10 protein-coding genes are annotated in these 13,024 nt (G+C 64.5%); 2 read left to right on the top strand and 8 right to left on the bottom strand.

The features are described 5' to 3' along the window. Positions 1 to 96: 96 nt before the first annotated feature. Positions 97 to 1,152, bottom strand: coding sequence for a PstS family phosphate ABC transporter substrate-binding protein (locus B0I00_RS16110; RefSeq protein ID WP_100868434.1), 1,056 nt, complete (start codon positions 1,150 to 1,152; stop codon positions 97 to 99). 193 nt (positions 1,153 to 1,345) lie between these two features. On the opposite strand from B0I00_RS16110, the gene B0I00_RS16105 reads away from it, so the two are divergent. Further along, positions 1,346 to 2,431: a PstS family phosphate ABC transporter substrate-binding protein gene (locus B0I00_RS16105; protein ID WP_100868433.1), complete on the top strand. Its 1,086-nt coding sequence runs from the start codon at positions 1,346 to 1,348 to the stop codon at positions 2,429 to 2,431. A 471-nt stretch (positions 2,432 to 2,902) separates the two neighbouring features. Here B0I00_RS16105 and B0I00_RS16100 read toward each other — a convergent pair whose 3' ends face one another. The 6 genes from B0I00_RS16100 to B0I00_RS17220 all read right to left on the bottom strand — a co-directional run bounded on the left by B0I00_RS16100 (position 2,903) and on the right by B0I00_RS17220 (position 10,730). Further along, positions 2,903 to 5,260: a TonB-dependent siderophore receptor gene (locus B0I00_RS16100; RefSeq protein ID WP_100868432.1), complete on the bottom strand. Its 2,358-nt coding sequence runs from the start codon at positions 5,258 to 5,260 to the stop codon at positions 2,903 to 2,905. Positions 5,261 to 5,425: 165 nt separating this feature from the next. Continuing rightward, positions 5,426 to 6,604 (bottom strand): PstS family phosphate ABC transporter substrate-binding protein, encoded by a 1,179-nt coding sequence (locus B0I00_RS16095; protein ID WP_157812609.1) that lies wholly within the window; start codon positions 6,602 to 6,604, stop codon positions 5,426 to 5,428. A gap of 19 nt (positions 6,605 to 6,623) precedes the next feature. Continuing rightward, positions 6,624 to 7,205 carry a hypothetical protein gene (locus B0I00_RS16090; protein ID WP_100868430.1) on the bottom strand — a complete coding sequence of 194 codons (582 nt, stop codon included), beginning with the start codon at positions 7,203 to 7,205 and terminating at the stop codon, positions 6,624 to 6,626. Between the two features lie 59 nt (positions 7,206 to 7,264). Next, positions 7,265 to 8,683, bottom strand: a complete 1,419-nt coding sequence (locus B0I00_RS16085) for a tripartite tricarboxylate transporter substrate-binding protein (RefSeq protein WP_100868429.1) — start codon at positions 8,681 to 8,683, stop codon at positions 7,265 to 7,267. Positions 8,684 to 8,778: 95 nt separating this feature from the next. Beyond that, the gene (locus tag B0I00_RS16080) at positions 8,779 to 10,113 is read right to left on the bottom strand and encodes a CitMHS family transporter (protein ID WP_100868428.1); all 1,335 of its coding nucleotides are present in this window, start codon (positions 10,111 to 10,113) and stop codon (positions 8,779 to 8,781) included. A 413-nt stretch (positions 10,114 to 10,526) separates the two neighbouring features. Continuing rightward, the gene (locus B0I00_RS17220) at positions 10,527 to 10,730 is read right to left on the bottom strand and encodes a hypothetical protein (protein WP_198519281.1); all 204 of its coding nucleotides are present in this window, start codon (positions 10,728 to 10,730) and stop codon (positions 10,527 to 10,529) included. Between B0I00_RS17220 and B0I00_RS16075 the strand changes: the two genes are divergently transcribed. After that, on the top strand, positions 10,729 to 12,060 hold the full coding sequence (locus B0I00_RS16075; protein WP_198519280.1) for a PstS family phosphate ABC transporter substrate-binding protein: 1,332 nt from the start codon (positions 10,729 to 10,731) through the stop codon (positions 12,058 to 12,060). The two genes, B0I00_RS17220 and B0I00_RS16075, sit on opposite strands and share 2 nt — an antisense overlap. Here B0I00_RS16075 and B0I00_RS16070 read toward each other — a convergent pair. After that, positions 12,057 to 12,878: a class I SAM-dependent methyltransferase gene (locus B0I00_RS16070; RefSeq protein WP_100868427.1), complete on the bottom strand. Its 822-nt coding sequence runs from the start codon at positions 12,876 to 12,878 to the stop codon at positions 12,057 to 12,059. The two genes, B0I00_RS16075 and B0I00_RS16070, sit on opposite strands and share 4 nt — an antisense overlap. Positions 12,879 to 13,024 lie beyond the last annotated feature (146 nt).

Genomic DNA, 13,024 nt, shown 5'->3' with positions numbered 1-13,024 from the left:
AGCGCCGCCACACCGCGCGCCAGCGACGGATTGTCTTCGATCAGACGGAGACGGGCCATGGCTGTTCCTGCGCCTTCGGATGCGAATATGTCCAGATCATTCCTGCAACCTTTCCGGAGTGCTCGAACCGCTGCGCCGGCGTTGCTTCAGGCAATCAAGGCGGCGCAGCGCTTTCTGGAGCGTTCCGGGCGGCAACTTCATGAAATCGCCCTGTTGCGCGATGACGGACTGCCCCCTTCTCGACAGAAGGAAATGCGCAAACGGAAACGCGGATGCCGTTGCATGGGGATCGACCAGCATGTCGATGGTACGCAGCAGCGGATAGCGACCGCTGCGCGCAGTATCGGCCGTCGGCAGGATCGCGGGCTCCCCGTCGCGGTTGATCGCGACGACCCTTACGGCCCCTTCGACGTGGCCCAGTCCGGTGAAGCCGATCGCCTCGGGATCGGCCGCCACGCGGGCCACCACATCCTGATCGTCCCCTGTACCGGGCGCCAAGGTCCAGAGCCCGGTGCGACCTTCGCGCGACAGGACCTGGCGCCGGACGGTGAGGGCCCTTGCGGATTCCTCCTTTGACCATGCATCGCCGCCTTTGATGCGGATCGGGCGATGTCGCCAGCTGCCGCCAAGCCCGAGTTCGCCCCAGGTTCGCGCATTGGGGCCGCCATGCAGCGGGGGCGATGCGTAGATCGAATCGATCTGCCGAAAGGACAGCCGACGCAGGGGATTCTGTCGGTTTACGATGAATGCCACGGCGTCGGCATAGCCAAAGCGCTTCCAGTTGCCGCCCGCTACGGGAACGATGCAGGGTTCGCGGCCGTCGTGTCCGGCCCGATAGCGCGCGAGGTCGGCCTCGGCGATCTCGCGGGTCAGGAAGGCGAAGGCAAGCCGGCCGTCGAGGAACGCGCCGAAGTTGAGGTCCAGTGCTCCCTGCGGTGGTCCGAACGGGGCGGCGATCCGGACATCTCCACCCTGCCGGGCGAAGGCGTCGGCCCATGCTGGAGCCAGTCCGCTCATGATGGTTGGAGCACTGCCCGTCACGGCCTCATTCACGGCGGGTTGCGCGCCCGTTTCCGCCGCCAGCGCGGAAAGCGCAAAGACTGCCGCCCTGATCGACGTCCCCATGGCTTGATGCAGCTTGGTGCGGTCCATGGGCGCCGTCTGGCACTGAAGCGGCCCCCGCAACAATTCGTCATCTGTCCGCAAGGGGGTTTTGAGTCATATGACCTATGCCCCCGAGCATTCGGCGCATAGCGCCTCGCCCCGCTGTCGATCTACTGTCTGCCCGTACCGCCGGTGTGGCGGCGCAACAAAGATTGCCTTTGCAAACACACGGAGAGGAAGCATGACCCACAAACGGAAGACCAGAAAAGTCCGGACGATCCTCGCCAGTGCCGCCATCGTCGGCGTCATCGGGGGGCTTGCGAGCGTGCCGGCGTCGGCGCTCAAATACGCAAAGCGCGAGCACAACATCCATGCCGACAAGCGTATCCCGATGTGGGTGCCGGGCGCACTCGTTACCGAACCCGAGGAAGAGTTCAACGTCGTGGGCGCCGATGTCATGGACGAGATGACGCTGGGCTGGGTCAAGCTCATGCGCAAGGCCTACCCGCGCCTCAGCGTCACCATGGAAGCCCGCGCGTCCGGTTCCGGCGGTCCGGCCCTGACCAATGGCATCGCCCACGCCGCGCCGGTCGGCCGCGAATTGCTGCCGGCCGAGGCCGAGGCATTCCGCAACAAGTTCGGCTATGATGCCACGCCGTTCCGCGTGGCGACCGGCAGCGTCGGTTCGCTGGGCAAGACGGCGGCGTCGATCATCATGGTCGACAAGGCCAACCCGGTGAGCTGCCTCAGCCTGCAGCAGCTCGACTCGATGTACTCGACGACCCGCAACCGCGGCGGCCCGGACATCACTACCTGGGGTCAGGTCGGCGCGACCGGCGAATGGGCCAACCGCCCGATCCACAAGTACGGCCTGCGTTCGCCCAACGGCATCGAATGGTACTTCAAGATCAAGGTCATGGAGATGGGCGCGTACAAGAACGACATCCAGTTCGTGAAGGGCATCGGCTTCAGTCACGCGTTCAACGTGGCCGCCGATGACATGGCGAAGAAGCCCGGCGGGCTGACCTACGCTCTGCTCGCCAACCTGCAGCCCAACACCAAGGTGCTCGCGCTGAGCGAAAAGCCCGGCGGCAAGTGCGTCCTGCCGACGACCCAGTCGGTCTATGACCACACCTACCCGCTTAGCCGCTACGTCTATGTCTATGTGAACCACAAGCCCGGCACGAAGCTGGAGCCGAAGACCAAGGAGTTCCTCCGCGCGATCCTCAGCCGCGAGGGTCAGGAAGCTGCCGCGTCGGACGGCGTCTATCTCCCGCTTCAGCCGCACGTGGTGCAGGAAGAGCTCGCCAAGCTGGCAACGATGTAAGCGTCCGATCCGGATCCCACCCACCTCGGGCGCGGCGCCATTGTGCGTCGCGCCCATTTCTTTTGCCGATCACCGGCGCGCTCGCGACCGCGCAGGCGATCCGATGGGTCGGGCAAGGACCGAGGACTGGCCTTCCCGTCGTCGATCCTTGCCGAGGTGCGCAAGGGATTGTCCAAGCGAGAGGCGTCGGAGGGTGAGGGCACTCGTCACGTCTGACAGGTATCCTGGCGAGGGCCATGCCATCGGGTCTCGCGTAACTCGCACTAGTCAACATGCCGCTTTGCGACAGCATCCACAGGCACGCCCCTGAGCAGTCCTCAGCCATCTCATTGTCCGTGAAATGATGAAGGATCTATTCCGGCGCCACCCCGGCGGCGGCGAGGGTGTGGCTCGTTCGGCGCGGCAAACCCCTGAAAAAAAGAAGGGCGCCGCCGCGCGGCGCCCTTAAAGGCTCAGCAGGGAGTGCCGAACTCAGTACTTGGCGCGAACCGTCAGCGTGAGCAGGCGGGGAGCGCCCGGAACCAGCTGGATATCGCCGGTAAAGCCGGCGCTTTCGATATAGCGCTCGTCGAGAAGGTTGGTCGCCTTCAGCGTCACGTTGATGTTCTCGGATGCCTGGTAGTACATCGCGAGGTCGACAGTGGTGTAGGCGTCGAGCGGAAGCGTGCCGCCTTTGGGACGCGCATCGACTGCAGCCGTCGGCAGAAGGCCGGCGCGCTTGCCGATATACGAGACGCCGAAGCCGAGGCCGAGACCCTTGAGGCCGCCTTCCTCGACATCGTAGCGGGTCCACAGGTTGAAGGCATCGCCCGGTGCGTTGGTCAAGCGTGCGCCCGTCTGTCCCGGCACATTCGACGCGGTCACCCGGGCGTCGATGTGCGAATAGCCGGCGGTGATCTGCCAGTTCGGCAGCGGCGAGGCGCTACCTTCGATTTCAAAGCCCTTGGAGCGTTCGCCCCCGAGCTGGTTCGAGCAGGTGCCGCTGCCTGGTATCAGGTTGCCGGCCGCATCGCGGGGCGCGTTGGCGGGCACCGTGATGTTGTTGGCCGTGATGAACGCGTTGAGCGCCGCCAGGGTAAGTGGACAGCTGAAAGTGTTGATCGTGTCCTTCTTTTTGATGTCGAAATAGGCGGCGGTGAGATTGAGCCGCCTGTCGAACAGCTCGGCCTTGATCCCGCCTTCGATCGAGCTCGCCTTGGTCGGCGTGAACGGATTCAGGCCGAACACGTCCTGCTGCGCGGCCGGGACCGGCACGAACGAGGTCGAGTAGCTCGTGTAGAACGACACGTTCCGCATCGGCTGGAACAGCAGGCCGCCGAAAGGCAGCACCTTGCTGTCCTTCTTGGTCGACGGCACGAATGTCGTCAGACGCAGATCGGCTAGCGTCTGCCGTTCCTTCGAGTAGCGCAAGCCGAACATGGCCTTGAACATGTCCGAGAACTCGATGAAGTCGGATCCGTAGACACCGAGCGATTCCTGGGTGGTGTAGCGCCAGTTGAGGTTCGAGGCCTGGCCCGGGTTGAACAGAGGAAACGTCTGCGGCCCGGGATAGGTGCCATGCACCGGGTTGTTGAGCGCAATGTCGAGCCGGTTGCATCCCGTCGCCCCGCTGCCCGTGCAGTTGTAGAACTGCAGGCGATTGAGGCTCGCCGTCTCCCGGCCACCGGCCACGCCGACGAGCAGCGTGTGCGCGAACCCGAAAGTGTCGAACTTTGCGGTGAGGTTCGCGTCGCCGAAGCTGTAGGTTCGCTTGTTCTCCTGGCCGCGGGCCCGGCGCGTGATGATCGTGTTGGCGGTATCGCGGAAGCCGACTACGTCGAAGTTGCGCTGGGTGTCGATGTGATCGACGTAGCGGTAGCCCAGGTTGAGCTTGAGGTCTGGGCTGAAGCTGTGGCTCAGATATACGTTACCGATCGTGCCGCGCTCGACCAGATAGTCGCCTTCTTCCTGATAGGTGGTGTTGATCGCCGCCACGCGGGTGGCGTCGCGGTTCGGCGCGACCAGATAGGTATCGACATGCGTCTTGATCCAGCGGTATTCGCCCTGCACGGTCAGGCTGGTGTCCGGACCCACGCGCCAGGTCAGGCTGGGTGCCGCGTAGATCGGCTTCTCGTAGGAGAAATCGCGGAAGCCCTGATTGTACCCGCCTTCGCCGACAAAGCGCGCGGACAGCGCACCGTCCTCGGTGACCGGCCCGGTGAAGTCGAGCTGGATCAGGCCGCCTTGCGCGCGATCGAACGTTCCGGCGCCATGGTTGCCCTTGAGCGTTATCTCGAAGCCTGAGCGCTCGCTCGGCTTCTTGGTAATGATGTTGATGAAGCCGCCGGGCTGGGCCTGTCCGTACAGGACCGAGGTCGGACCCTTGACCAGTTCGATGTGATCGACGCCGACGGTCGGCGGCGACCCGAAGCGGACCGAAAGGCCGGGGAGGCCATCGGTCAGGATCGCGTTGCGATCGTTCCCGGATGTCTTGAACCCGCGGAAGGTGATGTCGTAGCCGGTGTTTCCGGCCCGCTGGATTCCGGTCATGTAGCGATAGAGGTCCGAAACGCTCGAGGTCTCGATCGCCTTGAGAAAATTGTTGTTGTAGCTCGCCACGCTGAACGGCGTGTCGAGAACCGGCAGGTCTAGCTTGGTGGCGGACGATGCGCCCGTGTCGAGCAGCTGGCCGGTCACGACGATCTCGCTCTCTGCCGGCGCTTCCTCCTCGGACGCCTGATCGGCCGATTGCGCCCAGCTCATTCCCGGCGTGGCCAGCAGGAGCAGGGCGAGCGCGGTTGTCGATGCTCCCGTGCGCAATCCCGTCAGGTTGGGCTTTTCAAATGACATCGTCTTCCCTCCTCATGTTTCCCGAACCCGCACAGGCGAGTCGCTCCGTTCTTGATCGTTGGTGTCTTCCGCCTCTGGCCTTGGCTGGTCCATCGGCCAAATGACGGAAGGGGCTACATGCAACTAAGTCTCTATTTTTATTGTTATTTTATATGGTCTTTAGGCTCAATGACCGGTCAGCGAGAGAGCGAGATCGCGGCTTTCCTCGACCTGGGATCCCCGCAACGGCAGATAGATGCCGTGCTGCTGCACGACGGCCTGGCCTTCGGCGCTGAGGATGAACTTGATCAGTTCGCTCATCGCCGGATTGGCCGCCGCGGGGGAGCGGGGGTTGGTGTTGAGGTAGATCACACGGCTCAGCGGATAGGCCGCGCTCGCGACGTTCTCGTAGGTCGGCGAAAGCGCAGGCGCCGTGTCCGAAACCTTCACCGGCACGATCTTGACCTCGGAATCGATCGCCGAAAGTCCGGTGTAGCCCAGCGCGTTTGGATCGTTGGCAACACGGCGCGCGACGTTGAAGAACGTCGGGTCGAAGGTGACGTGCTTGCTCCACTCGCCGCGTTTGCCCTTGGTCGACATGACGCGCTGGCGAACGAACTCTTCGAAACCGTTCCACGGCGCGATCCCGTACAAGTGGACCGGTCTCTTGGCCCATTTGCCGCCCAGACCGAGGTCTCCCCAAGTCTTCACTTCCTTTCCGCCGCGATGGCGCGTTGAAGAGAATGCCGCGTCCAGCTGGGCGAAGGTCAGTTGCTTTGCCGGGTTGCTGGGATGAACCATGATCCCAAGGGCATCGAGAAAGCCGAAGTGGCGCCAGCTTCCACCCGAGACCGGCACGGAAAACGGGTCGTAGCCGAACTTGTCGCGAAAGCCCGAAATGTCGGTCGGCTTGAGTTCGCGCGAGACGAAGACGAGATCGAGGTTGCCCTTGATCAGCTCGAGTGCGCCGAGACTTCCGGCCATGGGCCGATCGATCTCCAGCTGGAATCCGGGATGATATGCCCGGAACGCCTTCACCCAGGCCGTGACGAGCGTGGGCAGGATGTCGGACGAGCCTGCACGGAACGTGGCCCTGACCGTCAAGCCCGGCGTCGGCGTGTAGTGAGGCAGGGCAGGATCAAGCGACGGCCGAAGAAGCTCGGGCGTCGGCAGCGGACGGCCGGACTGCTGTGCCGCGGCTTTCTGTTCATCGGACGGAGCGAAGACCTCGCCAGGGGTCGGCTCGAGCCAGGTCGTTTGGCCCGGCCGCACCGGCGGGGCCGGCTTCGAAGGGCCATCGGACGCGAGGCTCGCGCCGGAAACGGTCAGTGAGAGGCAAGCACCAAGGAGGAATATGTTCCGCATCAATTTACTCCAGTGGCGGTTAGGGGTGCGGCATTGCCGTGCGGTTGAGCGTTGCCAGCTGCGAAAGTGAGGCGCTGCGTTGCCCATCCGGAAGCGGCGCGAAAGAGCCGGTCATGCGGGCCTGTCCGGCCGGGCTGAGCGCCGTGCGAACGAAGTCCAGGGCCAGCGACCGGGCGGGCCCGTCGCCGGGCGAGGCGACATAGAGATAGACCCAGTTGCCGCCGCCTCGCCTGCTGATCGTTGCTCCGACGGGAATGCCCACGGGCTGCGCCGCTGGTCCGATCAGCGAACGTTCCTGCGGCGCAAGGGGCCGGGACAGCGGCGCAAGATCGGCCCGCCGGCTGGCAAGCGCGCTCGCTGCTGCGCCGTCCCCAATCAGGACCTGTCGCACGTGAACATGTGGATGCTTCTTGTGGAACAGCGCCGTCCAGTTTCCGATCGCAGCCGTCATCGCCCGCGAACCGACGATGCGGAGATCGCCGGTCTGTTGCGTCGGCGTCGGGCCACCGCTCAGGAAGACATGGATGGCCACTGCCAGCACGGTGTTGAGCGCGCGGGCTGCAGCATTGCGCTGTACAGGGAGGGACCACGGACCGGCCATGCCCCCTTGTGAGGTGCGAATGGCGGTCCGGTCCATGCGTCGGATGGCTCATGCAGCCCTCAGATGAAGCGCTCGAGCACGCGGCCGGCAAGGTCGGACCGGCTTTCGAGCCCGGCCTTACGGTAGATGGCCTGCGCCTGCTGGCGAACGGTCCGCTCGCTGGTGCCGCGAAGCGTGGCGATCTGCTTGAGCGGCAGGCCGCGCAGCATGAACCAGGCCACGTCGCGCTCGGCGAACGAAAGGTTCCACTCGCCGAAATCGTCCTTGATGCCTTCGAGGACCACCGCCGAGCGCGCCGATTTGGCCTCTTCGAGCTTGCTCGACAATTCGCCGCAGCGCAACTTGAGGTCCTGCTCGATCCGCTGGCGTTCGCGCAGTCGGATCAGCAGCTTGCCGGCGGCGGTCGCCAGGGCCATCGCCAACCCGGCGAGTGACCACAGCAGGCCTTGCGGCAGCTGCGCCTCAGCGACGAAGACTTCGTTCCCGGTCCGCATCGGCGGATTGACCAGGGCCGGCCACCGCGACGATTCGCGGTCGATAAACCGCGAGAACGCGGCGGGATCGAGATAGGCCGGAGTCCAGTGCGACTGGGCAATCCGCGCACGCCAGGTCGATGACCGTTCCATTGCAACGATCAGGGCTGACAGCCGGTCCTGCTGCGCGATAGTGAGGCCCGGCGCGCCGAAGACGCCGCGCCAGTTCATCATCGAAACGTCGATCCCGCTTTCACGCAGCGTGGGCACATCCACTTCGGCAAAACGCCTTGGGGCGTCGATGGCGATTGCGCGAAGCCGGCCGCTTTTGAGATGGGGGGCAAATTCCGCAAACCCGCTCACCGCGACATCGGCCCGGTTCGACATGAGCATTTCCGCAGCGTTCCGCCCGCCGACCTTGCCATAATAGAGTACGTTGTCGAGCGGCACGCCAAGCTGACTGGCCATGCTCCAGACCAGCGCCTGGTCCGAGCTGCCCAGCGCGCCGCCCGACCAGCGCAGACCGCCCGGTCCCGATCGCATCGTGCGCTTGAGATCTTCGATGTCCTTGATGGGGGAGTTCGCGGGCACCGCGATCAGGCCCCAGTCGCCTGCCAGCCGCGCGACCGGCGTCACGTCGCGAAGGGAGATTGCTGCGCTATCGGTCAGGGCCGCGCCCAGCATGGTGAGACCGCCCACCAGAAGGACATCGTCCTGACCGCGGTGATGCGCGACGAACTGGGCGAGGCCGACAAGCCCGCCCGTTCCCGGATAACGGACGATTTCGACCGAGCGTACGATGCCTTCGCGCTCGAGCGAGTCCTTCATGGCCTTGGCGGTCAGATCCCAACCTCCGCCGACGGCTCCCGGGACCACCAGAGTCAGGCGTTCCTGGGGGGCACCGGCGTGGGCCGGGGAGGCCAGAAGCGACCACGCCAAGACCAGTGCGGCCAAGGCGCGCTGCAATCGGCTGGAAATGGCGAGGCCTCTCGCAAAGTACGACATGACTCTCTCCCTGCGGTTTGCGCTCCTTCTGAGCGTCTTTCGCAATTCCTGAAGGTTACGAAATGAACCTGACAACAAGCTGTCGTCGGGTCCCGTTAGGCGACGAATGGGAATACCGCCGTCGCGAGGCAGACCAGGAAGAAAACGACAAACGAGCCGATAGCCCACTTGAGCGTGAACTTCTGGTGCTCACCGAATTCGATCCCGACGAAACCGACCAGAAGGTAGGTCGAGGCGACTAGCGGGCTGAGCAGGTGCACTTGCTGGCCAACCAGCGACGCACGGCCGATTTCCGCCGCGGTGACGCCATAGTGCGCGCCGGCCTCTGCCAGGATCGGCAGCATTCCGAAATAAAACGCATCGTTCGAAATGAAGAACGTGAAGGGTGCGCTGATCACCGCCGTGATCGGCGCCATGTACGGACCCCACGAGGCCGGAATGGCCGCGATCACCGACGCCGACATCGCGTCGACCATCTTGGTACCCGACAGGATGCCGGTGAAGATGCCCGCGGCGAAGACCAGCCCGGCGACGGCAAGGGCATTGCCGGCATGGGCGGCAAGCCGGTCGCGCTGCTGGCTGAGGTTCGGATAATTCACGGTAATGGCAATGGCGAAGCTAATCATGAACAGCACCGCGAGAGGCATGGCACCGAGGATCAGCGCCATGAGCAGGCCGGCGGTCAGGGCAAAGTTGAACCAGAAGAGGCCGGGGCGGCGTGCTTCGACGTGACTGTGGCTGTCTTCGGCGATGATCTCGTCTGCGCTCGCGTCCTCGTCGATCGCTTCGGCGGGTAGCCTGGCAAGCCGCGCGCGTTCCTTGAGGCCAAAGCGATAGGCGACGAACAGAACCCAGAGCGCCGTCGCGCCCATGGCCGGGATCAGCGGTACGAAAACTTCGCCCGCTTCGAGCTTGAGGGCGCTCATCACGCGCGCCGTCGGACCGCCCCAGGGCAGGATATTCATCACGGCGCCGGCCATGATGACCACACAGGCCAGCATGCGAACGTCCATCTTGAGATGGCGATAGAGCGGTAGCATCGCAGCTGTCGTGATCATGTAGGTTGTGGCGCCGTCACCGTCGAGCGAGACGATAAGTGCAAGGACCGCGGTGCCGACGAGAACGCGCACCGGGTCACCATGAACCAGGCGCACGATGCTGCCGATCATCGGATCGAACAGACCGACGTCGATCATCAGGCCGAAGTAGAGAATCGCGAAGACGAGCATGACCCCGGTCGGTGCCAGTTCCTTGACGCCGTCCATCATCATCGAACCGAGGTCCCCGATGCCGAAGCCGCCAACAAGCGCCGCGGCAACGACCGCAAAGATGATCGGCACGAGGATCAGCGCGACGATCGCGGATAGCCGCTTCATCATAATGAGCGTCATGAATGTCGCGACCATGGCGAACGCTAGCACTGACAACATAGTCCTACTCCCAATCCATCGGATCCTTCTTGTTCACGACGCTGGCTTCGCCGATCTTGCGCCCCAAGGATCCTAATGCGTGTTCCTGACCGAACCGACAGCCACGACCTGCTCGCCGCTGCGGCCACCGAAGTCTTCCATCCTCCCCCCGGACACTGGTACCGGGAATTTCAGCACGACTAGCGGGCCTAGCTGTCACTTTGCTGTCGTGCCGGATCGGGTTGGGCTTGCGATGAAAAGGCTCAATCGTGCTAAGGGTCGCGTTGCGGGATATGGTCGTCGACGGACCGCGCCCAGGTCGGTGAGCTGCCCGCCCAATTCCGGGCAAAATACCTCAAGGTGCTCAGCCGGGATCATTCCACGCGCCAGTGGAAGTCTGAACTCGAGGCGGGAAGGCGCAATGGACCGGGCCGTCACACGCCGTAGCGCCCCACTGCGTCATCCGACCGATTGGCGAGGGGAGCCTCGATGCGCCAGAGCCATACCATGATCTCCAAAGCCATTTCCTTCGCCCTGCTTTTGGCACCGGCCGCCGCCCAGGCTTCCACTTGCGCAACCGACTGGCTGGAAAGCCGCGTTCCGTCGAGCATCGGCGATCCCGCGATGGGCCCAGCCATGGACCGCCTTCTGTCCGCCTACGCCAAGGCCAATCCCAAGCTGCGCCGGCCGGACGTATGGACGCACAAGAGCGCGGACAGCGCCATGCCCAGCCTGATGTTCGCAAAGGCCGACATGGGGCCAATTACCCGCGCGTTCAGTCCCGCCGAACTGGCGCCCTACGACCACCAGTACCGCGGCGACATGATGAAGGCGCCGTTTGTAGTCACGATCGGTCGCCTGGCGGATCGGTCCGCAACGATTGCCGTAAACAAGCGGCCCGACGCGCCGCTGCCCGAGCGTGTCCGGAAGTTCCTCGATTTCGCCTTGTCGGACAAGGGTCAGGACGCACTGGCGGGCCTGCCTGGCCTCAAGCTTCTAGGCGCCAGCGAACGCCTTGCCGAGCGCGCCAAGCTCCAAGGGTTCGTCGCTCCGCTGGATCCCGGGCTGCCGGCCTACCGTCCGGTAGCGGGGCTGAGCGGCGTGATCCGCAGCGTCGGCAGCGACGGAATGAAAGATCTTGTCGATGGGTGGGAATGCCGCTTTGCGGTGCTTCAGCCCGGCGTCTCCAAGGGCGAACGGTGGGAGCACTTCGGAACCTTGAACGGTTTCCATGCCATGCTGGCGGAGGAGGCCGACCTGGCCCCAATGGGCCGCGAATTGTGGCCGCAAGAGGCCGCAGCCTGGCGGTCGGTCTTCGCCTCGCCATCGCCCGTCGAAATCAGGGTCGCGCGCGGCGGATTCAACACGCCGCAACGCACCACGGCGCAGGCAATCTTCGTCCACCCCGACAACCCGCTCCGGGCGGTCACTCTTGCTCAGCTTCGCGGGGTTTTCGGGGCAAACCCGACTATCACGCGCTGGGGACAGCTCGGCCTGACGGGAGATTGGGCAGAACGGCCGATCGTCGTGCGCATGCCGCCCCGGGTCGCACCCAATGCGGTGTCGTTCCAGATGCTGCTGGGCATGGCCGGATGGAACGCCGCTGCCCGGGAAGCACCGATCCAGCCCACCGCACAAGCCGTGCTGGGCGACCCGGGCGCGATCGCCTTCGGCGGCCTTGAGGAAGGCCTTCCCGGTCTGCGCGCGCTGGACGTCGCCAGGGATGGCGCTCAGCCTCCGGTGGCGATGAACGCGGACAATGCGGCAAGTGGCCGGTATCCCCTGACGCGCTTCATGTACATCAGGCTGGCCAACGGCAAGCCATCGGCCGCGACCCTTCAGTTCCTGCGCTATGTGCTTAGCCGCGAAGGCCAGGAACGCGTTCGCTATTCGGGATATTTCCCCCTCACGGCTGGGGAAGCTGCGCAGGAACTTGCCAAGCTGACAGCCCTCGAAGCCGTGCCCTAGGGTGCAGGTTTCGCCGGAGCCTTGGCCAGGTAGAGCGCGGATAGCGTTACGTTGGGCACGTTTCCGCCGAAATCGCGCTCGGCGATGCGGACAATTTGGTCCATCAGCGCTTGGCGGCGCGCTGGCGGCAGCGCGCGAATGTACGAATAGCTGGCGTAGAGTGCGTGAATCTGGTCCGTGGTGAGAACACGCTCGCGGCGGAAGAGAAACGGTTCGAACCTTTCGAACCCGGCACTCTCGATCGCTTGCCGATGGTGATCCACATCGAGCGAATAATGCTGGTCCACGCCTTCGGACGGCGGCAGCTCGATCCCGGCCAGGAGCGGCGTGACGGCATCGGAGAACAGATCCCCGATTCCCGTTACGCGATAGGCGTTCCACCACAATGCGAGCGTTCCGTTCGGGACAAGCAAAGTGCGCAGGCGAGCGAAGGCGGCGCTGGGCTCCAACCAGTGGAACGATGCGGCCGAACACGCCAGTTCCACTTGCGTATCGACCGGCGCGTTGACGAAGTCGCCACAGGTTACCGTCACGCGCGGATCCGCGATCGTAACCTCGAGATGCCGGGCAAGCGCGGCATCCGCTTCGACAAGGATCAAGCGCTGGGGCGCCAGGGTTGCCAGGATCTCGCGTGTCGCAAGGCCGGTTCCGGGTCCGATCTCGAGCGCCGTCCCGAGCGGAAACCGGATACTGCCTTTGATGGCCTCGTAAAGTTCGGGAGGATAGCCGATGCGGCCGGCCTCGTAGCCCTGTGCGTCTGCGCCAAAGACCGATCTGCCGATAGTGCGGGCCAGCCGAGGGGAAGAAGCATCGCTCATGAACTGACCTTTTCGATCCGGGGGCCATCGACCCAGCGGGCTGATCGCCTGCCCATGGCCTTCCGACCTGTCAGGATGCTGTCGCGGACGGGGACTCCGGCGACTGGCGTGCCCGGCAGCAGCGCCTGACACGGCTTATCCGCGCG

It is taken from the genome of Novosphingobium kunmingense (assembly GCF_002813245.1).
Lineage (GTDB): Bacteria > Pseudomonadota > Alphaproteobacteria > Sphingomonadales > Sphingomonadaceae > Novosphingobium > Novosphingobium kunmingense.
The sequence above is the reverse complement of the archived record's forward strand: the minus strand, read 5'-3'. Positions and strand labels throughout refer to the sequence as shown.

Excerpts from the sequence above, each read along its gene's own strand:
- B0I00_RS16075 (WP_198519280.1), top strand. The coding sequence starts at position 10,729 with ATGGACCGCCTTCTGTCCGCCTACGCCAAGGCCAATCCCAAGCTGCGC.
- B0I00_RS16080 (WP_100868428.1), bottom strand. The coding sequence starts at position 10,113 with ATGTTGTCAGTGCTAGCGTTCGCCATGGTCGCGACATTCATGACGCTC.
- B0I00_RS16090 (WP_100868430.1), bottom strand. The coding sequence starts at position 7,205 with ATGGCCGGTCCGTGGTCCCTCCCTGTACAGCGCAATGCTGCAGCCCGC.
- B0I00_RS16105 (WP_100868433.1), top strand. The coding sequence starts at position 1,346 with ATGACCCACAAACGGAAGACCAGAAAAGTCCGGACGATCCTCGCCAGT.
- B0I00_RS16070 (WP_100868427.1), bottom strand. The coding sequence starts at position 12,878 with ATGAGCGATGCTTCTTCCCCTCGGCTGGCCCGCACTATCGGCAGATCG.
- B0I00_RS16100 (WP_100868432.1), bottom strand. The coding sequence starts at position 5,260 with ATGTCATTTGAAAAGCCCAACCTGACGGGATTGCGCACGGGAGCATCG.
- B0I00_RS16110 (WP_100868434.1), bottom strand. The coding sequence starts at position 1,152 with ATGGACCGCACCAAGCTGCATCAAGCCATGGGGACGTCGATCAGGGCG.
- B0I00_RS16095 (WP_157812609.1), bottom strand. The coding sequence starts at position 6,604 with ATGCGGAACATATTCCTCCTTGGTGCTTGCCTCTCACTGACCGTTTCC.
- B0I00_RS17220 (WP_198519281.1), bottom strand. The coding sequence starts at position 10,730 with ATGGCTGGGCCCATCGCGGGATCGCCGATGCTCGACGGAACGCGGCTT.
- B0I00_RS16085 (WP_100868429.1), bottom strand. The coding sequence starts at position 8,683 with ATGTCGTACTTTGCGAGAGGCCTCGCCATTTCCAGCCGATTGCAGCGC.